Here is a 22,336-nt window from a genome sequence, read left to right as displayed (position 1 = left end):
ATGACCGCGAGCGAACGATCCCGCCCTCTCACGAACCTCGCGCGACTCGGGTTCAGCCGGCTCGGCGAAGCCGAATCGCTTCTCGCCGAGCTCGAGACGGATGCGGGCGTGGCGCGCGAGGCCGTGCTGTCGGCGGCTGCGGTCGCCGCCGACGCGGATGAGGCGCTGAGCGGTCTGGCCCGCATCGCGCGACGCGATCCCGCGGCGGTGCGCACGGCGCAGGCGGACCCGCAGGGCTGGCGCGCGCTCTGGGCGCTGCTCGGGGCGTCGACGGGATTCGCCGACTTCTATCTGCGGCATCCCGAAGAGCTCGCTGAGCTCACCGGCGCCGGCGCCGCGCTGCCCACCGGCGACGAATTGCGTTCATCGCTCCTGGACGCCGTCGGCGCCGTCGACGGATTCGCCCTCGAGGGCGGCGAGGCCTCATGGGTCGCGCTGCGGGTCCGCTACCGCCGGCTCCTGGCCCGCATCGCGGCGTACGACCTGCTCAGCGCGTCACCGGTGGACGTGCTCGCCCCCGTCGCAGCGCGGTTGGCGGATGCCGCGGGCGCGGCGCTCGAGGCGTCGCTGTGCGTCGCACGCACCCGGGTGTCGGGCGGCGCTGCGGGGGCCGGCCTGTTCCCCCGTGAACAGGTCGCCGCGACCCGGCTCGCCATCATCGGAATGGGCAAGACCGGAGCCCGCGAGCTCAACTACGTGAGCGACGTGGACGTCATCTTCGTGGCCGGCGCCGATGGCACTGCGCCGGAGGCGCTCGTCGAGCCGCGGGTCGTCGACATCGCGACACGCCTCGCGGTGCAGACCATGCGCGGGATCACCAGCATCGAGATCGAGCCGCCGCTGTGGGAGGTCGATGCCAACCTCCGTCCCGAAGGCAAGCAGGGCGCCCTCGTGCGTACCCTCGAGTCGCACCTGTCGTACTACAACCGGTGGGCCAAGAGCTGGGAGTTCCAGGCGCTCCTGAAGGCTCGTCCCATCGCCGGGGATGCCGTGCTCGGCGAGGAATACGTCAATGCCGTGCAGCCGAAGATCTGGACCAGTGCCGCACGCGAGAACTTCGTCGACAGCGTCCAGCGGATGCGCGAGCGCGTCACCGAGCACATCCCCGCGGCCGAGGTGCCGTATCAGCTGAAGCTCGGACCCGGCGGCATCCGCGACATCGAGTTCACCGTCCAGCTGCTGCAGCTCGTGCACGGGCTCTCCGACGACCGGATCCGGCAGCGCGGCACGCTCGACGCCCTCGATGCACTGGTGACCGAAGGCTACATCGGACGTACGGAGGCGGCGGCGTTCGCGAAGGACTACCGCGTGCTCCGCCTGCTCGAGCATCGTGTGCAGCTGCGCAACCTGCGGCGCACGCACCTGATGCCCTCGCGTCCCGAAGATCTGCGGGTCCTCGCTCGATCGAGCCGCCTCGCCGACTCCGGTGACCGGATCTGGGAGCGGTGGGAGTCGGTCAAGCGCGAAGTGCGCGACATCCATGTCCGTCTCTTCTACCGGCCACTGCTCTCCGCGGTCGCGGCCCTTCCGGCCGAGGAGCGCTCGCTCTCGCCCGAGCAGGCGCACGACCGTCTGGCCGCGATCGGCTTCGCCGACCCCGCCGGAGCGCTGCGCCACATCGCGGCGCTGACGAGCGGCCTGAGCCGGAAGGCGACGATCCAGCGGCACCTCATGCCGGTAATGATCCGATGGTTCGCCGACGGCGCCGACCCCGACTACGGATTGGTGGCGTTCCGCCGGTTGAGCGAACGGCTCGGCGACACCCCGTGGTTCCTGAGGATGCTGCGGGACTCGTCCGGCGCTGCGGAGAGCCTGACCCGGGTGCTCTCGGGGTCGCGCTACGTCGGTGAGCTCATGGAGTGGATCCCGGAGTCGGCGGCGTGGCTCGACGATCAGGCGCAGCTGCGCCCGCGCTCCGGCATCGCCCTGCAAGAGGAGGCGCGGGCGATCCAGACCCGTCACTCGGCGATCGAGGACGCAATGCGCTCGGTGCGGGCGCTGCGCCGGCGCGAGCTGCTGCGGATCGCGATGGCCGCGATCATCGGCACCGTGACGATCGAGGAGCTCGCTGAGGCGCTGACCACGATCACCGAGGTCACGATCCAGGCGACGCTGCGAGCAGTGAGGCGGGTGGTCGTACCGCCCGAGGACTCATCCCTGGATTTCTCGGTCATCGCCATGGGGCGCTTCGGGGGCCGGGAACTCGGATTCGGATCGGATGCCGACGTCATGTACGTCTACCGGCCAGGCCACGTAGACCCGCAGCGCGCCCACGAGCTCGCGATCCAGCTCGTCGCGGAGCTGCGCAAGCACTCCGAAGACCACCGGGTTCCGCTCGACCTCGACGCTGGCCTCCGGCCCGAAGGGCGGAACGGCCCGATCGCGCGTTCGCTCGAGGCCTATGCCGAGTACTACCGCCGTTGGTCGCTGTCGTGGGAGGCTCAGGCGCTGCTGCGGGCGCGCGGTGTCGCCGGAAGCGTCAAGCTGATCCGCGCGTTCACGGAGCTCGCGGATGCCGTGCGGTATCCGGCATCCGTCGACCCGCAGGGGCTTCGCGAGATCAAGCGGATCAAGGCGAGGGTCGAGAACGAGCGCCTGCCGCAGGGTGCGGACCCTGCGCGGCACCTGAAGCTCGGGCCCGGATCGCTCAGCGATGTGGAGTGGCTGGTCCAGCTGCTCCAGCTCGAGCACGCCCACGCCGTGCCCGGGATGCGGACGACCTCGACAATCGCCGCCCTGCGCGCCGCGTCCGATGCGGGGCTCATCCCGGCCAGCGCCGGCGACCGGCTGGCCGAGGCGTGGCGCCTCGCGAGTCGGCTCCGCTCGGCGAACACGCTGCTGTCGGGGCAGACCAGCGACGTCCTCCCCACCGACCGCAAGCGGCTGGACGGCATCGGACGCCTTCTGGAGTACCCGCCTCGATCGGCGACACAGGTCGAGGAGGACTACCTCGGCGCCACTCGGCGGTCGCGCCGCGTATTCGAGAAGCTCTTCTACGGGTGACCGGCATCCGGATGCCCGATCCCGGACAGGCGTGACGGCCCCGGGATCTCCCGGGGCCGTCACGTGCTGGAGCGACTCGGGTCAGACGCCGTAGTAGAGCTCGTACTCGAACGGGTGCGGGCGCGCGGCGAGCGGCTTGATCTCGTTCTCGATCTTGTACTCGATCCAGGTCTCGATCAGCTCGGGCGTGAACACGCCGCCGGCGAGCAGGAACTCGTGGTCGGCCGCGAGGGCGTCGAGCGAATCCTGCAGCGAGTTCGGCACCTGCGGGATGTTCTTGGCCTCCTCGGGGGGCAGCTCGTAGAGGTCCTTGTCGACCGGCTCGTGCGGCTCGATCCGGTTCTTGATGCCGTCGAGTCCGGCCATGAGCTGCGCGGCGAAGGCGAGGTACGGGTTGCCGGACGCGTCAGGCGCGCGGAACTCGATGCGCTTGGCCTTGGGGTTGGTGCCCGTGATCGGGATGCGGACGGCGGCGGAGCGGTTGCCCGCCGAGTACACCAGGTTCACCGGCGCTTCGTAGCCCTTCACCAGGCGGTGGTAGCTGTTGAGCGTGGGGTTGGTGAAGGCGAGCACCGAGGGGGCGTGCGCCAGGATGCCGCCGATGTACCAGCGGGCGATGTCCGAGAGGCCGCCGTAGCCCTTCTCGTCGTAGAAGAGCGGCGTGCTGCCGTTCCACAGCGACTGGTGCGTGTGCATCCCTGAGCCGTTGTCGCCGAACAGCGGCTTGGGCATGAAGGTGGCGGTCTTGTTCCACTGCAGCGCCGTGTTCTTGACGATGTACTTGAACTTCAGGATGTCGTCCGCCGCGTGGACCATCGTGTCGAACCGGTAGTTGATCTCAGCCTGGCCTCCGGTGCCCACCTCGTGGTGCGCGCGCTCGAGGACCAGTCCGGCCTCGATGAGCTTGAGGCTGATGTCGTCCCGCAGATCGGCCTGCTTGTCCACTGGGCTGACAGGGAAGTAGCCGCCCTTGTAAGGGGTCTTGTTCCCGAGGTTGCCGCCGTCCTCCTCGCGGCCACTGTTCCACGCGCCCTCTTCGGAGTCGACGTGGTAGAAGCTGGAGTTCTGCTTCACTTCGTAGCGGACCTCGTCGAAGATGTAGAACTCGGCCTCGGGGGCGAAGAACGCGGTGTCGGCGATGCCGGTCGACGCGAGGTACTTCTCTGCCTTCTTCGCGACCTGGCGCGGGTCCTTCGAGTAGATCTCGCCGTTGCGGGGGTTGTAGATGTCGAAGATCATGATCAGCGTCTTGGCGTCGCGGAAGGGGTCGAGATACGCCGTCGACACGTCCGGAATCAGCTGCATGTCCGACTCATGGATGCTGGCGAAGCCGCGGATCGACGAGCCGTCGAACATCTGGCCGACGGTGAAGAACTCCTCGTCGACGGTGGCTGCCGGGATGTTGAAGTGCTGCTGCACACCAGGAAGATCCGTGAAGCGGATGTCGAGGAACTTGACGTCCTCGTCCTTGATGAACTTCAGCACCTCTGATGAATCACTGAACATGGAGGCTCCAGAGGTAGGGCATTCGGGATCGCCGCCCGCCGCGCGGGCTTGAATGGCAACGTACCCGGGGGGCATTGCCCGGCAGTGACACGATTGTTTCCGGCGTGTTACGCGGCGGCGGATACGCTGGTTCCGTGGCGCAGAACGTGCAGAATCACCCCGGGGAACGACTCGGACGCCCCCGCGAGGGTGCCGGCTCGATCGCCCGTCTCGGACGCCGTGTCGGAGCGCTCTTCGTCGACTACGGAGCCGCGTATCTGATCTCGGGGTTCTTCGGCTGGGATCCGCTGGCGATCCTCGCGATCTTCGCCGCGATCCAGCTCGTCTTCATCCCGACGATCCAGGGCAGCCCGGGGCATCGCATCTTCGGCCTTCGACTGGTTCGACTCGACGGCGCGTGGGTCGGCCTCTGGCGTCCGGTGCTGCGGACCGCGCTGCTGATCGTCGTGATCCCGGCGGTGATCTGGGATGCCGATCAGCGCGGGCTGCACGACAAGGCAGCCGGCACGGTGCTGATCAGGGGGTGAGCCTCACCGCGGTCGCGGTGCGCGGATCTTGGTGGGGTCGATGCCCTTCGGAATCGGCATCGACGCCAGCGACTGCGAGACCGAGTCCACGCGCTTGATGACGGCCGCCATGGTGGTTCGGTCGATCTTCTTCGGCAGCGACTTCACAGTCGACGAGAGCTTCGAGATCGGCACGTCGCCCTCGCCGTGGCCGACGTAGATCACGGTCACCGGAACCCCGGACGCGACGCGCTGCACCTTGGACCTCTCGTCGTTCACGAGCCGGGTGAGTCGCCCACGCGAGCCTTCGCCGACGACGACCACGCCGCCGCGGCCGACGGCTCGGTACACGGCGTCCTGCGTCTTCGGGTTGACGCCGACGGGCATGTCGCTCGCCTGCCAGTTGCGACCGAGAGAAGTCGAGAGCACGTGACCGGCGGCACCCGGCATCCCGTCGATCTGCTTGTACATCGCCCGCGTCGACAGCCGGGTCATGGTCATGAGGCCGATCAGGATGCCGGCCATCAGGCCGGTGATGCCCCACAGGATGACGCTCCACACCGCGACCGGCGGAAGCAGCAGGCCCACGCCGACACCGACGAGGATGCCGAGGACCACGACACCCGCCAGCATGTACGGCAGCCAGGGGAACGCCTTGTGCGTGAACGAGTAGAGGGTGCGGAGCTGCGAGAAGAAGCCGGGGCGCTTCTCAGGTGCGGTACTGCGGGCGGCCATGCCCTCCAGCCTACCTTTCCGGAGAGTCGGCGACTGCTCCTCCCCAGGCGGTGGCGCGGCGCCATTGTCCACCGGCTGCGGCGCTGGCGGGCGATCGACGTCGAGCCTTTGCGACGCTTCCGGGGTGACCTCCGCCGCCGCCGACCGCCTGCTCGCGCCCTATCGACCGGTCCGCCGTGTCGGTGCGACAGATGTGCCGTGGGCCGGAATGCTCGTCCGCCTCGCCTCCGGCGAGTCGCGGGTCCTCGTCGACGCGCAGGGGCTCGGGCGCGACTGGGAAGGCTGGCGCGCCGATCCCGAGGGTCATCTGCTCGCACCGCTCGATATCGTGCGGCACGGTGACGGCCATGATGTGGCGCTTCCGCTGTGCGCCGAGCGGGTCGAGGAGTTCCTCGCCCGGCGCGACGCCGCACGCGTTCCGCTCTCCATCGGCGAGACCGTCACCGTCGCCGTGAGCCTGATCCGCGGAGTGGCCGCACTCGACACCTCGGCGAACACGATGGGGGAGTGGTGGCTGACGGATGCCGGGCGCCCGGTTCTCGCGACAGACACCGGCGATGCGGAGGCAGCCGTCCACACGGCAGAGCTGCTGCGCTCACTCGCCGACGCTTCGCCGCACGCGGGGGTGCTGCACGAGGCGGCTGAGGCGGTGGCCGGTGTGCGCCGCACCGCCCACGACTTCCGCATCGTCGAGGAGCACCTGTTCGCGCTCGCATCGCCCGAGCCGCTCGCGACATCACTTCTGGGCCCGCGTGCCGCACGGGACCTGTTCGCCTTCGATCGCGAGGCGATCCCGACGGCAGACGAGATGGATCGCGCATCCTCGTGGGTGGATGCGATCGCGCGTCATGTGGATGCCGATCTCGCGGATGCCGTCTCCCGCGCGACGACCGGAGTCTGGCGGCGGCTGCGCCGCCCGCAGCAGAAGTCGCGCAAGCCGTGGCTGTACGCCGGGTGCGCGGCTGCCGCGGTGCTCGTCGTCGGCCTGATGTGGCCGACCGGCGCGGGCCGACCGGCGACGGCCGATGTGCCGGCCGCGGCGGGTGCCGGCAGCCGAACCGTCGGCGGCACGCCGTCGGCGACCGCGCACGGGTCGCCGTCGGCGACCGCAGACGGGTCGCCGAGTCCCGCCGTCACCGGCGGAGGCGCCGACACGGGCTCTGCCGACGACGAACCCGAGGATCTCGTCGACGTGACGAACCGGCTGCTCGACTCCCGCTCCGCATGTGCGGGCGATCGATCATGTCTTGCCGCCGTGATCCGCGATCCGGGCACGCAGTTCGAGGCCGGCGCGATCGATCTGGGTCGCGACGAGCGCGCGACCACTCTTCTGGACGACTTCGGCGGCGTAGCCGTGCTGCGGGTGGATGCGCTCGACGGCGGTCGTCCCTCCCAGCTGGTGGTGGTGATGCTCCAGGGCGACCGATGGCTGCTCCGCGACGTCCATGCCGCGAAGCAGCCCTGACGGATCAGATGCCGAGCTGACCCTCGAACGCGGCCGCCTCGAGACGGACCCTGACCGCACTGAGGAAGCGGGCGGCGTCCGCACCGTCGATCACGCGGTGGTCGTACGACAGCGCGAGGTACACGTACGAGCGCACCGAGATCGCGTCCTTGCCGTCGACCGAGACCACACCCGGCCGCTTCACGACGACGCCCGTGCCGAGGATGGCCGACTGCGGAAGGAACACCACGGGCGTGTCGAACAGCGCACCGCGCGACCCGGTGTTGGTCAGCGTGAACGTTCCGCCCGCGAGCTCGTCCGGCTTCAGCTTGTTGTCGCGCGTCCGAGCGGCGAGGTCGGCGATCTCGTGTGCGATCTCGGCGAGGTTCTTGCTCGCGGCATCCCGCAGCACCGGCGTCAGAAGGCCGCGCTCGGTGTCCACCGCGATCGACAGGTTCTCGCTGGGCGGATAGACGATGTCTGTGCCGTCCACGGTCGAGTTGATCACCGGGTAGGCCTGCAGGGCCTCTGCCGCCGCCAGCGCGAAGAACGGGAGGAAGGAGAGCTTGTCGCCCGTCTTCGCGAGGAAGTCGTTCTTGACCTTGTCGCGGAAGTTCGCGAGCTTGGTCACGTCGACCTCGACCACAGTGGTGAGCTGAGCCGTCGACTGCATCGAGGCAACCGCGCGTTCCGCGAGCACCTTTCGCAGGCGCGACATCGGCTGCGTCGTCCCTCGCAGGGGTGAGACCTCCACCGGGGCGGGCGCAGCGGCAGCGGCGGGCTGCTCTGCGGCAGGCGCAGAGGCCGCAGCCGCAGCCTTGAGCACGTCCTCCTTGCGGATCCGTCCGCCGACTCCGGTGCCGGCGACCGTGGCAAGGTCGACGCCCTGCTGCTGCGCCAGGCGGCGCACCAGCGGGGTCACGTACGAGACGACCTCGGAGTCGTCGGCTTCCGCGGCCGCAGGGGCCGGCGACGCGACAGCAGGTGCGGGTGCGGCCGGTGTTGCGGCCGCGGGTGCGAGTGCGGGTGCGGCCGGTGCTGCGGCCGCAGGCGCGGGCTGCGCGGGCGGCTCCGGTGCAGGCGCCTCCTGTGCCGGAGCGGGCTCGGGAGTCGTGTCGGGCTCGGCCGTCGTCGGAACGTCTGCCTCGACCGGCTTCTCGGTGGACGGGGCCTCGGGGGCAGACTGCGGGGCCGACCCGGCTTCGCCGATCCGTGCGAGCGCGGATCCGACCGCGACGGTCTCATCCTCCTGGGCGAGGATCTCGGTCAGAACGCCGGCGAACGGCGACGGGATCTCGGTGTCGACCTTGTCGGTCGAGATCTCGAGCAGCGGCTCGTCGACCTCGACCGTGTCGCCGACCTTCTTGAGCCAGCGGGTGACGGTTCCTTCGGTCACGCTCTCGCCCAGTTCGGGCAGCACGACATCCTTACCTCCCGACGACGGTGCCGGCTGCTCGGCGGCGGGCGCGGGCTGCTCGGTCGCGGGCTGCTCGGTCGCGGGCTGCTCGGCCGCGGGGGCGGGCTGCTCCGCCGCGGGCTCCGCGGCATCCTGGGCGGGCGCCTCGTCAGCCGCAGGCTCGTCCTGGGCCGGCGCTTCCTCCGCCGGTGCCGAGGCTGCGCCGGCGCCGGATCCATCGCCGATCTTCGCGAGAACCGCCCCGACTTCGACCGTCTCGTCCTCTTGGACGAAGATCTCCTCGATCACACCGCCGACGGGCGACGGGATCTCGGTGTCGACCTTGTCCGTGGAGATCTCGAGCAGTCCCTCGTCGGCCTCGACGGTGTCGCCGACCTTCTTCAGCCAGCGGGTGACCGTTCCCTCGGTGACGCTCTCGCCGAGCGCGGGGAGGACCACGGAAGTGCTCATGGGCTTGTCTCCTTCAGGATGCCGATGTCCTTCTAGCTTAGTGATGCGGGTCGTGCCCGTTGGTCAGAGCGCGTGCAGCGGTTTGCCGCTGAGGGCGAGGAAGGCCTCGCCCAGCGCCTCGCTCTGCGTCGGGTGGGCGTGGATGAACGGAGCGAGGTCCTCGGGGTGCGCCTCCCAGCCCACGACGAGCTGGCCCTCCGTGATGAGTTCGCCGACGCGGTCGCCCACCATGTGCACGCCCAGCACCGGGCCGTCTTTCGCCCTGACGACCTTCACGATGCCCCCGGTGCCGAGGATCTCGCTCTTGCCGTTTCCCGCCAGGTTGTACTCGTAGGCGACGATGCCCTCGGCACCGTGGATGCCGGCGGCCTGCGCTTCGGTGAGTCCGACCGAAGCGACCTCGGGACTGCAGTAGGTCACCCTGGGGATCTGCGTGTCGGGGATGACCACCGGGTTCATACCCGCGATCTCCTCGGCCACGAAGATGCCCTGCTGGAAGCCGCGGTGCGCCAGCTGCAGCCCTGGCGTGACGTCACCGACGGCCCACACGTGGGGCACGTTCGTCCGCAGTCGCTCGTCGGTCACCACGAATCCGCGGTCGAGACGGACCCCGGATTCCTCGTAGCCGAGCCCGGCGGTGGCCGGACCTCGCCCGACCGAGACCAGCAGATAGTCGGCCTCGTACGTCTTGCCGTCTTCGAGGGTGATCGTCACGGACTCGGACGTCTGGGTGGCGCTCTTCACGCGGACGCCGAGCGAGTAGGCGATGCCGCGTTTGCGGAACGCCCGCTCGAGCGCCTTGCTGAGCGCGACGTCCTCGTTCGGCACGAGGTGGTCGAGCGCCTCGATGATCGTCACGTCGGAGCCGAACGACTTCCATACGCTCGCGAACTCGACGCCGATGACGCCGCCGCCCAGGATCACGGCTCGCCCGGGCATCTGGTCGAGTTCGAGCGCGTGGTCGCTGGCGATGATGCGACCGCCGATCTCGAGCCCCGGAAGCGTGCGCGAATACGAACCCGTCGCGAGGACGACATCCGTCCCTCGATACAGATCCTCGCCGACGCGCACCGCCGGCCCGGCCTCGAGGCGTCCCTCGCCCGAGACGACCGTGATGCCGCGCGCCTTGACCAGAAGCTCGAGGCCTTTGTACTTCTTTGCGACGATGCCTTCGCGGTATGCGCGCAGTCGAGCGGAGTCGACCCCGTCGTACGACGCGAGGACGCCTATGGCGGAGGCATCCCGTGTCATTTCCGCGACCTCCGCGGCGTGAAGCAGCGCCTTCGTCGGGATGCAGCCGCGATGCAGGCAGGTGCCGCCGACCTTGTCCTTCTCGACGATGGCGACCGATCGGCCGAGCTCGGCCGCGCGAAAGGCCGCGGCGTAGCCGCCGCTTCCGCCGCCGAGGACGACGACATCGAAGGTGTGCTCGGTCATCGTGATGCCTCTCCCGTGACGAAGTCGATGAGGGTGCGCACGGTCGCACCGGTGGGACCCTTGTCGGTGAAGCCGTACGCGCCGCCCTTGTTCATGCCGACGCCGGCGATGTCGAGGTGCACCCAGGGGATGTGCGGCGCGTCGGGATCATCGCTCGTGCGCCCGACGAAATGGCGGAGGAAGAGGCCCGCGAACAGCGACCCTCCTGCCGGATCCCCGATCTTGGCGTTCTGCAGGTCGGCGATCGGCGAGTCGAGCTCATCCACCATGTGCGCCGGCAGCGGCAGCTGCCAGGCGAGCTCGCCGGTGGCCGCGGCCGCAGCGAGGTACTCGGCGACGGTCTCGTCGTCGCCCATCACGCCAGCGTGGCGTGTGCCGAGGGCGATCGTGATGGCTCCGGTCAGCGTGGCGACGTCCACGATCACGTCGGGATGCTCACGACTGGCCGCGACCAGCCCGTCCGCGAGCACCAGACGGCCCTCGGCATCCGTGTTGAGCACCTCCACCGACGTGCCGTCGGCGATGCGGAGAACGTCGCCGGGTCGTATCGCGCGTCCGGACGGCATGTTGTCGGCGACGCACAGCCATGCCGTCACCTTCACCCGGGCGCCGATCGCGGCCACCGCTCGCAGAACGGCAAGGGCGGTGGCGGCCCCGCACATGTCGTATTTCATGCCCACCATCGATGCCGCGGGCTTGAGCGAGAGGCCGCCGGTGTCGAATGTGATCCCCTTGCCGACGAGCGCGACATGGCGCGCCGCCCCATCGGGAGAGTATTCGAGGCGAACGAGGCGAGGCGGTCGGTCCGACCCCTGGCCGACGCCGAGGATGCCGCCGAAGCCGCCCTCACGCAGCGCGTCCTCATCGAAGATCTGGATCGTCACAGGCAGCTCGGCGACCAAGTCGGCCGCCTTCTCGGCGAAGTCGGCCGGTCCCAGCCACTCGGCCGGAATCGACACGAGATCCTTCACGAGCGCCACCGCGGCCGCCGTCGCCGTCACACGGGCGAGGCGCTCCGCGTCGGGCGCCACTGACGCGTGCACGATCACCCGCGACGCGCGCGGCTTCGGCGCTTCGGACTTGTACCCCTCGAACCGATACCCGCCGAGGGCGGCGCCTTCGGCGAGGGCCGGCCACAGCGCATCGTCAGCGAGCGGCGCCGAGACGGCGATGGTCGCGAATCCGGTGAGGGAACGGATGGCGGAGCCGACGACATCGCGCAGGGATGCGGCATCGGGCTGCGCTCCCGTCCCCACCACCGCGAGCGGAAGCGGCGTGCTCTCGGGAGCGTGCACGCGAACGAGCGAGGACGCCGCGCCCGTGAACCCGATGGCCAGCAGCGAATCGCGAAGCCCGGGCCACTCGCCTAGTACGGCGGAGTCTTCGCCCTCGAGCGGCGGCAGTGCGACCAGGATGGCGTCTGCATCGGTTTCTCGGATCGGCTCGGTGCGGTACTCGACTTCGGGGAACGCCATGCCACCCATCCTAGGTATGCATGTGTTCGCTCTGAGCGGGACGGCGCGACCCGCGCGGGCCGACGCGACTCGTAGCATTGATGCATGCCTCTAACCGGTCCGCTGTACGCACGCTCGGCCGCTGCGCCGCCCGTGCCCCGCGGATTGCCGATGGTCATCGCGCTGACCGGATTCACGGATGCGGGCAGCGCCGTGAGCCAGCTGGTCGAGTATTTCCGCGACGAACTGGATCCCACTCCACTCGCCGTCTTCGCCAACGACGTGCTGCTGGACTACCGGGCGCGACGACCGGTCATCTCGTTCGAGCAGGACCACCTGACCGACTACCGGCCGCCGCGCCTCGAACTGTCGCTCGCGCACGATGCCCTGGGCCATCCCTTCGTGCTGCTGGCAGGCTACGAGCCGGACTTCGCATGGGATGCCTTCACCGCCGCGGTGCTCGCATTCGTCGAGGAGCTGCAGATCTCGACAGTGACCTGGGTCCACGCCATCCCGATGCCCGTCCCGCACACGCGGCCGATCGGCACGACGGTCAGCGGGACGCGAACGGATCTGACGGAAGCGCACTCGGTCTGGCAGCCGCACACGCAGGTCCCCTCCACGGCCGGCCATCTGCTCGAGTACCGCCTCGCGGAGGCGGGTGTCCGCGTCTCGGGGTTCGTACTGCTTGTGCCGCACTATCTGGGCGACACGGAGTATCCCGCGGCAGCGCTGGCAGCACTGGACAGCCTCACGGTCGCCACCGGCCTCATGTTCGTCGGCGACGACCTGCGCGACGAGAATCGCGACTACCTCGCCAAGGTCGACGAGCAGGTGGCGGACAGCGACGAACTGTCGCGCATGGTCCAGGGGCTCGAGGAGCGCTACGACGCCTACATGGCGGGTTCGACGCTCGCGACGCCGATCATCCACACCGGTGACCTGCCCAGCGCCGACGAACTCGCGGCAGAACTCGAGCGATTCCTCGCGAGCCGCCCCACCGGAGACGACGAGAAGCGCTGAGACGACCCGGAATGCCGGGCCTCTCCCGGGCGTTGTCTTCACCGGGAGCGGCAGGGGACGTCAGCAGTCCACTGCAAGTGTGAGACAATAGATGATCTGACCCGTTGTCAACCGGCTCTGCGAGGCTTCCTCGGCAGGGCGGGGACTTGACAAGGGTCTTACTAGTGTCCGAAATCTACCGGGGGGCGCGCGACATCCGTCCGCCGGTGAAAGGCGAACCGTGACCTCAGACACAACCACGACCCGCGCGCGGGGCAACGCCGGTGCGGCGCAGGCCCCCGTCGAAGAGCCCATCGAGAGCGCGCCGGCTGCAAAGCCCGCGGCCAAGAAGACCGCGGCCAAGACCCCCGCGAAGGCGGCCACCAAGACCCCGGTCAAGGCCGTGACGAAGACTCCCGCAAAGGTGACAGCGGCCAAGAGCACCAAGGCCGCCCCCGAGTCCGACGTCGAGGAGCTCGACGACGACGTCGAGCTCGAGGATGTCGTAGACATCGACGAGACCGAACTCGTGGACGCTGAGGACGACGCCGAAGCCGACGACGAGCCCACGGCCGCGCCGGCGCGCAAGGCGAAGGCGGCCCCCGCCGTCGAGGCCGAAGCCGACCACGACGCGGCTGAAGTCGAGGTCGAGGACGACGAGGACGAGGACGAGACCAAGCCCGCGTTCAGCGAGCCGCTGCCGACCGGCGCGATCATCATCTCGTCCAACGACGAGGACGACATCCCGGTCTACTCGACCCAGATCACCGGTGCAACGGCCGACCCGGTCAAGGACTACCTGAAGCAGATCGGCAAGGTGCCGCTGCTGAACGCGGCCGAAGAGGTCGAGCTCGCGATGCGGATCGAGGCGGGCCTGTTCGCCGAAGAGAAGCTCTCGCACATGTCGGGCGCCGAGAAGTCCAGCCAGCTGGGTCTCGACCTGCAGTGGGTGGCCCGCGACGGCCAGCGTGCGAAGTCGCACCTGCTGGGCGCGAACCTGCGTCTGGTGGTGTCGCTCGCGAAGCGGTACACCGGGCGCGGCATGCAGTTCCTGGACCTCATCCAGGAGGGCAACCTGGGGCTCATCCGCGCGGTCGAGAAGTTCGACTACACCAAGGGGTTCAAGTTCTCCACCTACGCCACGTGGTGGATCCGGCAGGCGATCACCCGCGCCATGGCCGACCAGGCGCGCACCATCCGCATCCCCGTCCATATGGTCGAGGTCATCAACAAGCTCGCCCGAGTGCAGCGCCAGATGCTGCAGGACCTGGGTCGCGAGCCCACGCCCGAAGAGCTCAGCCGTGAGCTGGACATGACGCCCGAGAAGGTCGTCGAGGTGCAGAAGTACGGCCGCGAGCCCATCTCGCTGCACACCCCCCTCGGCGAGGACGGCGACAGCGAGTTCGGCGACCTCATCGAAGACACCGAGGCGGTCGTTCCCGCGGACGCCGTGGGCTTCACGATGCTGCAGCGCCAGCTCGAGTCGCTCCTCGATTCGCTCTCGGAGCGTGAGGCGGGCGTCATCCGGATGCGCTTCGGCCTGGGCGACGGTCAGCCCAAGACTCTCGACCAGATCGGCGACACGTTCGGCGTCACGCGCGAGCGGATCCGCCAGATCGAGTCCAAGACGATGGCGAAGCTGCGGCATCCGAGCCGTTCGCAGTCGCTGCGGGACTACCTCGAGTGATGAGCGAAGCCAACGCCGGCAAGGCGCTGACTGTAGAACTGAACGGCGAGAAGGTTTCGCGGATCCCGGTCCGCACGCACGTCGTGATGCCCGGTGACGACCTCGACGCGTTCGTACGGCAGTACGCGACGGATGTCGTGCAGCCCGGCGACATCCTCTTCGTGACCGAGAAGATCGTCGCCATCACGCAGGGGCGCTCGTACCTCGTCGAGGACATCAAGCCGCGCAGGCTCGCGCTCTTCCTCTCGAAGTTCGTGGTGCGCACGCCCTACGGCATCGGGCTGGGGATGCCCGAGACCATGGAGATGGCGCTTCGCGAGTGCGGCACGCTGCGCATCCTGTTCGCCGCGGCGGTCTCGGCCGTCACGAAGCTGTTCGGCCGCAAGGGCGACTTCTACCGCATCGCCGGCGACAAGGCCCGTGCGATCGACGGCCCGACGAGCGGCACCATCCCGCCGTACAACAAGGCCGTGGTGCTCGGACCGGAGCGGCCCCGCGAGGTGGCCGCGCACCTGAAGTCGCTGCTCGGCGGCGAAGCCGAGGTCGCTGTTGTCGACATCAACGACCTGGGCGGAAACATCCTCGGGTCGACGCTCGACCGCGCCGGCGAGAAGCGGCTCGTGGCGATCCTGAAGGACAACCCGCTCGGCCAGGGTCACCAGTCGACCCCGCTCGGCATCGTCCGCGCCGCCTGACTTCGCTGCGGCTCCCGGCTCGTTGAGCGAGCGGAGCGAGACGAAACGCGCCCGACCACCGACGAGCGTGCGGATCAGAAGCCGATCGCCTCGCGGTAGCGCGGCTTGTGGCCGGTGCGGATGCCGGTGACGCTCGGCTTGTTCTCGTAGACGCCGGCGCCCCAGTTGCCCTCGACGAGCACCGGACCGGTCGGCGTCACCACGATGTCCCACCCGACGTACTGCACCTGCGGCACGACCCGGGCGACGCGGTCGACGAACGCACGCACTTCGTCGATCATCGGCAGCTGGAAGTCGGCGATCCGGAACCCCGAGTCGGGATGCGTCTCGTGCACGTGCCCGTGCGAGTCGTAGCCGGCGCCTACGGCATGGCCGCTCTCGTCGAGCATCGTGTAGAAGCCGCCGAACGTCATCTGGTCCGAAACGGCTCCGCGGCCGAACTTCTGAGCCATCGCGAGGATGTGCGTCATCTCGCCGTCGAAGAACGCCGTCACCCGCGTGGTGTTCACCGTTCCCGGGCACACGGCCGCCAGATCCGGATGCTGGACGATGACCTCTTCGATGAGCAGCTCGCCGCGCTGGAGCAGGCCGCGGTGGAAGGCATCCCAATCGTCGATCTCGGCGGCGTGATAGCGGTGCACCCCGGTACCGGCCTGACCGACGGGCTCCTTCGTCACGATCGTGCCGTGGCGCTGCGCGAACTCGTGCACGGCAACCGCATTGCCGTCCTCGACGACCATCCACTCGCGGTGCAGGTGCTCCGAGAACACCCGATCGAACTCGACCTTGTCCTGGAAGACGTGGCGGTGGTCGGGGTGGTCGTACTTCTGCGACAGCTCGTTCGACACCGGATGCGTCATGAAGGTGGCGCGCTCAGCGCTGCTGAGGATGGCGAAGTCGTAGTCGATGTAGTCCTGGAAGCCCACCTGTCTGAAGCCCGCGGACCACAGCATGTCGACGACGACTGCAGGGGTCCACTTGTCGTGCTGCGCGGATGCTTCCTTGGCGCGCTCGAGCACCGACCCGACGTCGATGCGGCGTGCGCGTCCGGCGAGATAGCGAAGGCGGGGCGCGAGGCCGAGGCCCTGAGAAGGCATGCGTGCTCCGGGATGAGGGTTCGGGGGTCCCGGATAGTCTAGATGGCGTGACTGCGGCCGACATGGATGCCTCCGCGCCCGCCGCCTCGGCCCGCAGCGCCCCCGTCGCTCGCATCTTCCACGATGCACTGCGCCACAACGCCGCCGTGCTTGCGCTCCCCGCGGGCACGGTCGTCGGCCTGCCCGCCGACGCGTACGGCCACGGATGGGCCGAGGTGACGCGCACCCTCGCCGCTTCGGGAGTTTCCGCGGATGCGGATGCCGAGTCCCCCTTCGCCGAGGAACTGCTGGGGCTCACCCGCGGATTCCATCCCGTCATGCGCCTCAGCGGCACCGTGCTCGCCGTGAAGCCGCTGCTCACCGGCGAGGGCGTCTCGTACGGATACACCCACCGCGCTCGGCAGGATACGTCGGTGGCACTCGTCGTGGGCGGCTATGCGCAGGGCATCGTCCGGGCACTCGGAAATCAGGCGGAGGTCTCGATCGCCGGGGAGCGGCATCCCATCATCGGACGTGTCGCGATGGACGTGTGCGTGGTCGACATCGGATCCGCCCACGTCCAGCGCGGAGACCAGGTCGTGTTCTTCGGCGATCCCGGCGCGGGCGATCCGTCGATCACGGAGTGGGTCGATGCGACCGGACTGACGGCACGGGAGCTCGCCACCACGGTCGGCCTTCGCGCAGTTCGGGAGCATCGCCCGTGACCCCCGTGCTGCGCATCGATCTCGACGCCTTCACCGCGAACCTCGCCCACATCCGCGCAGAGGTCGCGCCAGCCGAGCACATGCTGGTCGTGAAGGACGACGCGTACGGCCATGGGCTCGCCCCGATCATCCGGCGTGCGTGGGCTGCCAGCGTGCGCTGGTTCGGCGCGTTCGATGTGCACACCGGAGCCGTGGTGCGTGCCCAGCTCGGCGATGACGCGCGGATCTTCGTGTGGCTCGCCGGCTCGGACGACGAGATCCGGACCGCCGAGGCGCTCGACTTCGACCTCGGGGTGGGTGACCTCGACCTCCTCGAGGATGTCGCGCGCATCGCGTCAGCGTCATCCCGGCGGGTGCGGGTGCACCTCAAGATCGACACCGGGCTTCACCGCAACGGAATCCGGCCCGAGCAGTGGGATGCCGCCGTGTCGGCTGCCGCCGCGCACCAGGAGGCCGGGTCCATCGAGGTCGTGGGGCTCTGGACGCATCTGGCAGAGGCGTCCGACGACGAAGACGATGCGGCCGTGACCGGATTCCGCGAGGCGATGATCGCCGCCGAGCGAGCGGGGCTGCGGCCGGCGCTGCGCCACGTCGCGGCCAGCGCCGCATCGTTCGCTCGCCGCGAGTTCCGGCACGACCTGGTGCGGATCGGGGCATTCGCCTACGGCATCCGTCCCGCGGGCGGACCCGACCACGCGACCCTCGGCATCCGTCCCATCGCCACGCTCGCGGCGCCCGTCATCCGGATCGACGACGAAGGCGTGCACGTCGCGATCGGCGCTCTGCACGGCCTGCCCTCGACCCTCTCAGGACGCGTGCGAGTCGCGGGTCCGGCGGGCCCCCGCACTCTCTTGCGCGTAGGCGCGCTCACCAGCTTGATCGAATCGTGGCCCGAAGCGCTCATCGGTGACGACGTGGCGGTCTACGGCGACGGCGCGGCTTCGCCGACCGAACTCGCCGAGGCGATCGGAACCATCGGCGAAGAGATCGCCGTGCGGGTGTCGCCGCTCGTTCCCCGCGAATACCGCGATGGCTGACTCAGGACTCGATCAGACGAGCCGTCTCGTCGTGCCAGCTGGTCGCGATCGCCCGAAGCTTCTCTTCGTACTTGCGACCGTGGTGTGCACAGAACAGGAGTTCGCTGCCGTTCACCTCTGCGGCGATGTAAGCCTGGGCACCGCATGAATCGCAGCGGTCCAGCGCCGTCAGACGGTGCTCGAGAACGACACCCGGCTCGGTCGGTGTGGATAGCGTGTTCATCTCGGTGCCTCCTCGTATGTGTAGAACTCCAGTGCAGGTAAGAAATACAACCACGCCATTGTTTCGAGAATGCCGCGAACCGATGACATTTCGCTGTGCGCGTAGTGGACGACTGCCCGGAGCGTGTCCACCCGAGCTCGTCGGAGGCTGCGGATACGCTTGAGGATTGTGACAGCCGAGTATTCCGCCCACCACCTCCAGGTGCTCGAGGGACTCGAAGCCGTCCGCAAGCGTCCCGGCATGTACATCGGCTCGACCGATTCGCGCGGGCTCATGCACTGCCTCTGGGAGATCATCGACAACTCCGTGGACGAGGCTCTCGGCGGCCACGGCTCGCGCATCGACATCGTGCTGCACACCGACGGCAGCGTCGAAGTGCGCGACAGGGCGCGCGGCATCCCGGTCGACATCGAGCCGCGTACCGGCCTCTCGGGCGTCGAGGTCGTCTTCACGAAGCTGCACGCCGGCGGCAAGTTCGGAGGCGGCTCGTACGCGGCGTCGGGTGGGCTCCACGGTGTCGGCGCATCCGTCGTCAACGCGCTGTCCGAGCGTCTCGACGTGGATGTCGACCGCAACGGCAAGACCTGGTCGATGTCGTTCCATCGCGGAGAGCCGGGCGTGTTCGCGAACGGCGCACCCACCTCCACCTTCACCCCCTTCGAGACGAACTCCGAGCTGCGGGTCACCGGACGGGCTGCGAAGGGCGTCACCGGCACCCGCATCCGCTACTGGGCGGACCGGCAGATCTTCACGAAGGATGCCGCCTTCAACCTTGAAGAGCTGGCACAGCGTGCCCGCCAGACCGCCTTCCTGGTGCCCGGGCTCGAGATCGTCGTGCGCGACGAACGGCGCGCCGACGGCTCGACGGCGGCAGGGCCCGTCGAGACGACCTATCGGTATGACGGCGGCATCTCGGAGTTCGCCGAATTCCTGGCCCCGGACGCCGCCGTCACCGACACGTGGCGGCTCACCGGCTCGGGCACGTTCACCGAGACTGTCCCGGTGCTGCAGCCGACGGGCGCGATGGTGCCGACCCAGGTGGAGCGGGAGTGCCACGTCGACATCGCGCTGCGGTGGGGGACCGGGTACGACACCGTGTCGCGCTCGTTCGTGAACATCATCGCGACGCCGAAGGGCGGAACGCACCAGCAGGGCTTCGAGCAGGGCCTGATGAAGGTGCTCCGCGCGCAGGTCGAACAGAACGCCCGCCGGCTCAAGGTCGGCACCGACAAGCTCGAGAAGGACGACATCCTCGCCGGCATGACCGCCGTTCTCACCGTGCGGCTTCCCGAGCCGCAGTTCGAGGGGCAGACGAAGGAGGTGCTCGGCACGCCCGCCGTCCGCCAGATCGTGAACAACGTGCTCACGAGCGAACTCATGGCGCGCTTCGCCTCGCCCAAGCGCGACGACAAGAGCCAGACCGCCCTGCTGCTCGACAAGGTGGTCGCCGAGATGAAGGCGCGCATCTCGGCACGCACCCACAAAGAGACCCAGCGACGCAAGAACGCACTCGAGTCATCCTCGCTTCCCGCCAAGCTCGTGGACTGCAGATCGTCGGATGTCGCGCACTCCGAGCTGTTCATCGTCGAGGGCGACTCGGCCCTCGGCACGGCGAAGCTCGCACGCAACAGCGAGTTCCAGGCGCTGCTCCCGATCCGGGGCAAGATCCTCAACGTGCAGAAGGCCTCGGTCAGCGACATGCTCTCCAACGCCGAGTGCGCGTCGATCATCCAGGTGATCGGGGCGGGTTCGGGCCGGTCTTTCGACCTCGACGCCGCCCGCTACGGCAAGGTCATCCTGATGAGCGACGCGGATGTCGACGGCGCCCACATCCGCACCCTGCTGCTCACCCTGTTCTTCCGCTACATGCGACCCCTCGTCGAGGCCGGGCGCGTGTTCGCCGCCGTTCCGCCGCTTCACCGCGTGATCGTCATGAACCCCGGCACGAAGCCCAACGAGACCATCTACACCTACAGCGAGCCCGAGCTGCACACGCTGCTCACCAAGGTCACGAAGTCGGGCCGCCGCTGGCATGAGCCGGTGCAGCGCTACAAGGGACTCGGCGAGATGGATGCCGATCAGCTCGCCACGACGACCATGGACCGTGGCGGCCGGCTGCTGCGGCGCGTGCGCCTCGAGGATGCCGAGACCGCGGGCCGCATCTTCGAGCTGCTCATGGGCAACGAGGTGGCGCCGCGCCGCGAGTTCATCGTCGAGTCATCGCATCGCCTCTCGCGCGAGTCCATCGACGCGTAGCGGGCGGCGGCGTCGGTGGCTCCGGCGCCGTGGTTCGACTGCGCGTGTCTGCCGAAGTAGCCGGCGCCTGATCGCTAGCCTGACCCCCATGGCAGTGGGGCAGAGCAGACGCGCCCGAGCCGCTCGACGACGCAAGCGCCGGATGGATGCCGCGGACAACGACCTCACTCCGGTCCAGTGGGCGACGATCCGCGATGCGTGGGGCGGCTGCGCCTATTGCGGCGCCACGGACTCCTCCTTGCAGCGCGACTGCGTGCTGCCCCTCTCGCGCGGCGGTCGATACACCGTCCAGAACGTCGTGCCCGCCTGCCGGTCGTGCAACGCCAGCAAGAGCAATGACGAGGTGACGCGATGGCTGCGACGCAAGCGCCTCGACGAGCGCGCGTTCCTGCTGCGGCATCGCGAGGTCCTTACGCTTCTCACCGCACAGCCGTAGCGCCAGACTGGCCAGGTGAGCACTCCAGCAGCCCCCCCGCAGCCCTGGGACATCGCGATCGTCGGAGCCGGCCCGATCGGTCTGCTGCTCGCCGGCGAACTCGCCGCCGACGGCAGCCGCGTGGTCATCTTCGAGCGCGAGGACTCACCGTCCTCGATGCCCAAGGCGAACGGCGTCGTCGGACGCGCAGCCCGAGAACTGGCTCAGCGCGGCATCCTGGCCGGCACGCGTCTGCGCGTGCGGACTCCGCCGCGGTTCCAATTCGGGCCGCTCGTGCTGAACCTCGGATTCGGCCCCGGCAACCCGCTGCACATCCTGCCGGTGCCTCAGTCCCGCCTCGAGGAGCTGCTCGAGCGCCGGGCAACGCAGCATGGCGCAGATGTGCGGCGAGGGCACGAGGTCATCGGGTTCGCTCAGCGCGACGACTCCGTCACGGTCGATGTCCGCACCGGTGAGGTGACGAGCGTCGTCAAGGCGCGATACCTGGTCGGCTGCGATGGCGCGCACAGTCTCGTCCGCAAGCAGGCCGGCATCGGCTTCCCCGGTTTCACGGGTGATGAGATCTCGCGGATCGCGAGGGTGACTCTGCCGGCGGATCGGATCACACGACGCAGAGACTCGTTCGAGATTCCCGGCCTCGGCTCCATCGCCGCGATGCGGCCCAACCTGCTGCCCGGCGGTGCCTTCTCGATCGCTCCTATGTCCGTCCTCGACCGTGCCGCGCCCCCCGACCTCTACCTCGTCAGCACGCATGAGCCGCGGCGAGACGACGAACCCAGCGATTCGGTGTCGATCGACGAACTCCGTGCCAGCTTTCGCCGTGTGCTCGGGGTGGACCTGCCGATCACGGGCGCCACCGCCATCCGCAGCACGGTCGGAAACAGCCGCCAAGCCGAGGCGTACCGGCGCGGGCGGGTCTTCCTCGCCGGCGACGCCGCGCACGTCTTCAACGCCGGGGGATCGGCCCTCAATGTGGGAATCCAGGACGCGCTCGAACTCGCCGACCGACTGGGCGCAGCCCTGAGCAGCGAGGGCGGCACGGACGGCCTCGATGCCTATGAGGCGATCCGGCATCCTGCGGGCCACCGCGCGCTCCAGCACACTCGCGCCCAGGCCGCGCTCGGCCGCAGCGATGACAGCGCCCGTGCCCTCCGCGAGATCATGGGCGGGCTGGTCGCGAGCCGGCGCGCGGCCCGGTCGCTCGCGCGGCTCATCGAAGACGGCTGAGCGGCGAGGTCGCGCAGGGG

Annotated in this window: 18 protein-coding genes; 11 read left to right on the top strand and 7 right to left on the bottom strand. The window is 69.2% G+C overall.

What is annotated here, in order from left to right:
• Complete coding sequence (locus ABD212_RS05995) at nucleotides 1–3,003, top strand: bifunctional [glutamine synthetase] adenylyltransferase/[glutamine synthetase]-adenylyl-L-tyrosine phosphorylase (protein ID WP_344092216.1); 3,003 nt, start codon at nucleotides 1–3, stop codon at nucleotides 3,001–3,003.
• Between the two features lie 81 nt (nucleotides 3,004–3,084).
• Here the strand turns inward: ABD212_RS05995 and glnA are convergent, their stop codons facing one another.
• A complete protein-coding gene (glnA, locus tag ABD212_RS05990) occupies nucleotides 3,085–4,509 on the bottom strand; it encodes a type I glutamate--ammonia ligase (RefSeq protein WP_344092214.1) in 1,425 nt (474 codons plus the stop codon).
• 134 nt (nucleotides 4,510–4,643) lie between these two features.
• Here glnA and ABD212_RS05985 point away from each other — a divergent pair, with 134 nt between their 5' ends.
• The gene (locus tag ABD212_RS05985; protein ID WP_344092212.1) at nucleotides 4,644–5,036 is read left to right on the top strand and encodes an RDD family protein; all 393 of its coding nucleotides are present in this window, start codon (nucleotides 4,644–4,646) and stop codon (nucleotides 5,034–5,036) included.
• Between the two features lie 3 nt (nucleotides 5,037–5,039).
• On the opposite strand, the gene ABD212_RS05980 is transcribed toward ABD212_RS05985, so the two are convergent.
• Nucleotides 5,040–5,750: a DUF4191 family protein gene (locus ABD212_RS05980; protein ID WP_344092209.1), complete on the bottom strand. Its 711-nt coding sequence runs from the start codon at nucleotides 5,748–5,750 to the stop codon at nucleotides 5,040–5,042.
• A gap of 124 nt (nucleotides 5,751–5,874) precedes the next feature.
• Here ABD212_RS05980 and ABD212_RS05975 point away from each other — a divergent pair, with 124 nt between their 5' ends.
• Complete coding sequence (locus ABD212_RS05975) at nucleotides 5,875–7,215, top strand: hypothetical protein (protein ID WP_344092207.1); 1,341 nt, start codon at nucleotides 5,875–5,877, stop codon at nucleotides 7,213–7,215.
• Nucleotides 7,216–7,219: 4 nt separating this feature from the next.
• Here the strand turns inward: ABD212_RS05975 and sucB are convergent, their stop codons facing one another.
• The 3 genes from sucB to ABD212_RS05960 all read right to left on the bottom strand — a co-directional run bounded on the left by sucB (nucleotide 7,220) and on the right by ABD212_RS05960 (nucleotide 11,973).
• The gene (sucB, locus tag ABD212_RS05970) at nucleotides 7,220–9,061 is read right to left on the bottom strand and encodes a 2-oxoglutarate dehydrogenase, E2 component, dihydrolipoamide succinyltransferase (protein ID WP_344092204.1); all 1,842 of its coding nucleotides are present in this window, start codon (nucleotides 9,059–9,061) and stop codon (nucleotides 7,220–7,222) included.
• 63 nt (nucleotides 9,062–9,124) lie between these two features.
• On the bottom strand, nucleotides 9,125–10,498 hold the full coding sequence (lpdA, locus tag ABD212_RS05965; protein ID WP_344092201.1) for a dihydrolipoyl dehydrogenase: 1,374 nt from the start codon (nucleotides 10,496–10,498) through the stop codon (nucleotides 9,125–9,127).
• Nucleotides 10,495–11,973: a leucyl aminopeptidase gene (locus ABD212_RS05960; RefSeq protein WP_344092199.1), complete on the bottom strand. Its 1,479-nt coding sequence runs from the start codon at nucleotides 11,971–11,973 to the stop codon at nucleotides 10,495–10,497. Before ABD212_RS05960 ends, lpdA begins: the two co-directional genes overlap by 4 nt.
• A gap of 84 nt (nucleotides 11,974–12,057) precedes the next feature.
• Here ABD212_RS05960 and ABD212_RS05955 point away from each other — a divergent pair, with 84 nt between their 5' ends.
• The 3 genes from ABD212_RS05955 (at nucleotide 12,058) to ABD212_RS05945 (ending at nucleotide 15,336) form a co-directional block, all read left to right on the top strand.
• Nucleotides 12,058–12,975 carry a proteasome assembly chaperone family protein gene (locus ABD212_RS05955; RefSeq protein ID WP_344092196.1) on the top strand — a complete coding sequence of 306 codons (918 nt, stop codon included), beginning with the start codon at nucleotides 12,058–12,060 and terminating at the stop codon, nucleotides 12,973–12,975.
• A 220-nt stretch (nucleotides 12,976–13,195) separates the two neighbouring features.
• A complete protein-coding gene (locus tag ABD212_RS05950; RefSeq protein WP_344092194.1) occupies nucleotides 13,196–14,641 on the top strand; it encodes an RNA polymerase sigma factor in 1,446 nt (481 codons plus the stop codon).
• Nucleotides 14,641–15,336: a coenzyme F420-0:L-glutamate ligase gene (locus ABD212_RS05945; protein ID WP_344092192.1), complete on the top strand. Its 696-nt coding sequence runs from the start codon at nucleotides 14,641–14,643 to the stop codon at nucleotides 15,334–15,336. The genes ABD212_RS05950 and ABD212_RS05945 overlap by 1 nt, the downstream gene beginning before the upstream one ends.
• 74 nt (nucleotides 15,337–15,410) lie before the next feature.
• On the opposite strand, the gene ABD212_RS05940 is transcribed toward ABD212_RS05945, so the two are convergent.
• Nucleotides 15,411–16,433, bottom strand: a complete 1,023-nt coding sequence (locus ABD212_RS05940; RefSeq protein WP_344092190.1) for a sugar-transfer associated ATP-grasp domain-containing protein — start codon at nucleotides 16,431–16,433, stop codon at nucleotides 15,411–15,413.
• Nucleotides 16,434–16,480: 47 nt separating this feature from the next.
• On the opposite strand from ABD212_RS05940, the gene ABD212_RS05935 reads away from it, so the two are divergent.
• Together ABD212_RS05935 and ABD212_RS05930 are read left to right on the top strand one after the other, a co-directional pair.
• Complete coding sequence (locus tag ABD212_RS05935) at nucleotides 16,481–17,137, top strand: alanine racemase C-terminal domain-containing protein (protein ID WP_344092188.1); 657 nt, start codon at nucleotides 16,481–16,483, stop codon at nucleotides 17,135–17,137.
• Nucleotides 17,134–18,174, top strand: a complete 1,041-nt coding sequence (locus ABD212_RS05930) for an alanine racemase (protein ID WP_344092185.1) — start codon at nucleotides 17,134–17,136, stop codon at nucleotides 18,172–18,174. Before ABD212_RS05935 ends, ABD212_RS05930 begins: the two co-directional genes overlap by 4 nt.
• Before the next feature lies 1 nt (nucleotide 18,175).
• On the opposite strand, the gene ABD212_RS05925 is transcribed toward ABD212_RS05930, so the two are convergent.
• Entirely contained in the window at nucleotides 18,176–18,397 is a 222-nt protein-coding gene (locus ABD212_RS05925) for a DUF7455 domain-containing protein (RefSeq protein ID WP_344062706.1), read from the bottom strand.
• Between the two features lie 168 nt (nucleotides 18,398–18,565).
• Here ABD212_RS05925 and ABD212_RS05920 point away from each other — a divergent pair, with 168 nt between their 5' ends.
• The 3 genes from ABD212_RS05920 (at nucleotide 18,566) to ABD212_RS05910 (ending at nucleotide 22,316) form a co-directional block, all read left to right on the top strand.
• A complete protein-coding gene (locus ABD212_RS05920) occupies nucleotides 18,566–20,653 on the top strand; it encodes a DNA gyrase/topoisomerase IV subunit B (RefSeq protein ID WP_425561234.1) in 2,088 nt (695 codons plus the stop codon).
• Nucleotides 20,654–20,741: 88 nt separating this feature from the next.
• Nucleotides 20,742–21,089, top strand: a complete 348-nt coding sequence (locus ABD212_RS05915; RefSeq protein ID WP_344092183.1) for an HNH endonuclease — start codon at nucleotides 20,742–20,744, stop codon at nucleotides 21,087–21,089.
• A gap of 15 nt (nucleotides 21,090–21,104) precedes the next feature.
• Nucleotides 21,105–22,316, top strand: a complete 1,212-nt coding sequence (locus tag ABD212_RS05910; protein WP_344092181.1) for an FAD-dependent monooxygenase — start codon at nucleotides 21,105–21,107, stop codon at nucleotides 22,314–22,316.
• Nucleotides 22,317–22,336: the final 20 nt, after the last annotated feature.

The sequence above is a fragment of the Microbacterium deminutum genome, assembly GCF_039530205.1.
Classification (GTDB): Bacteria; Actinomycetota; Actinomycetes; order Actinomycetales; family Microbacteriaceae; genus Microbacterium; species Microbacterium deminutum.
This window is presented reverse-complemented; position numbering and strand designations above follow the sequence as displayed.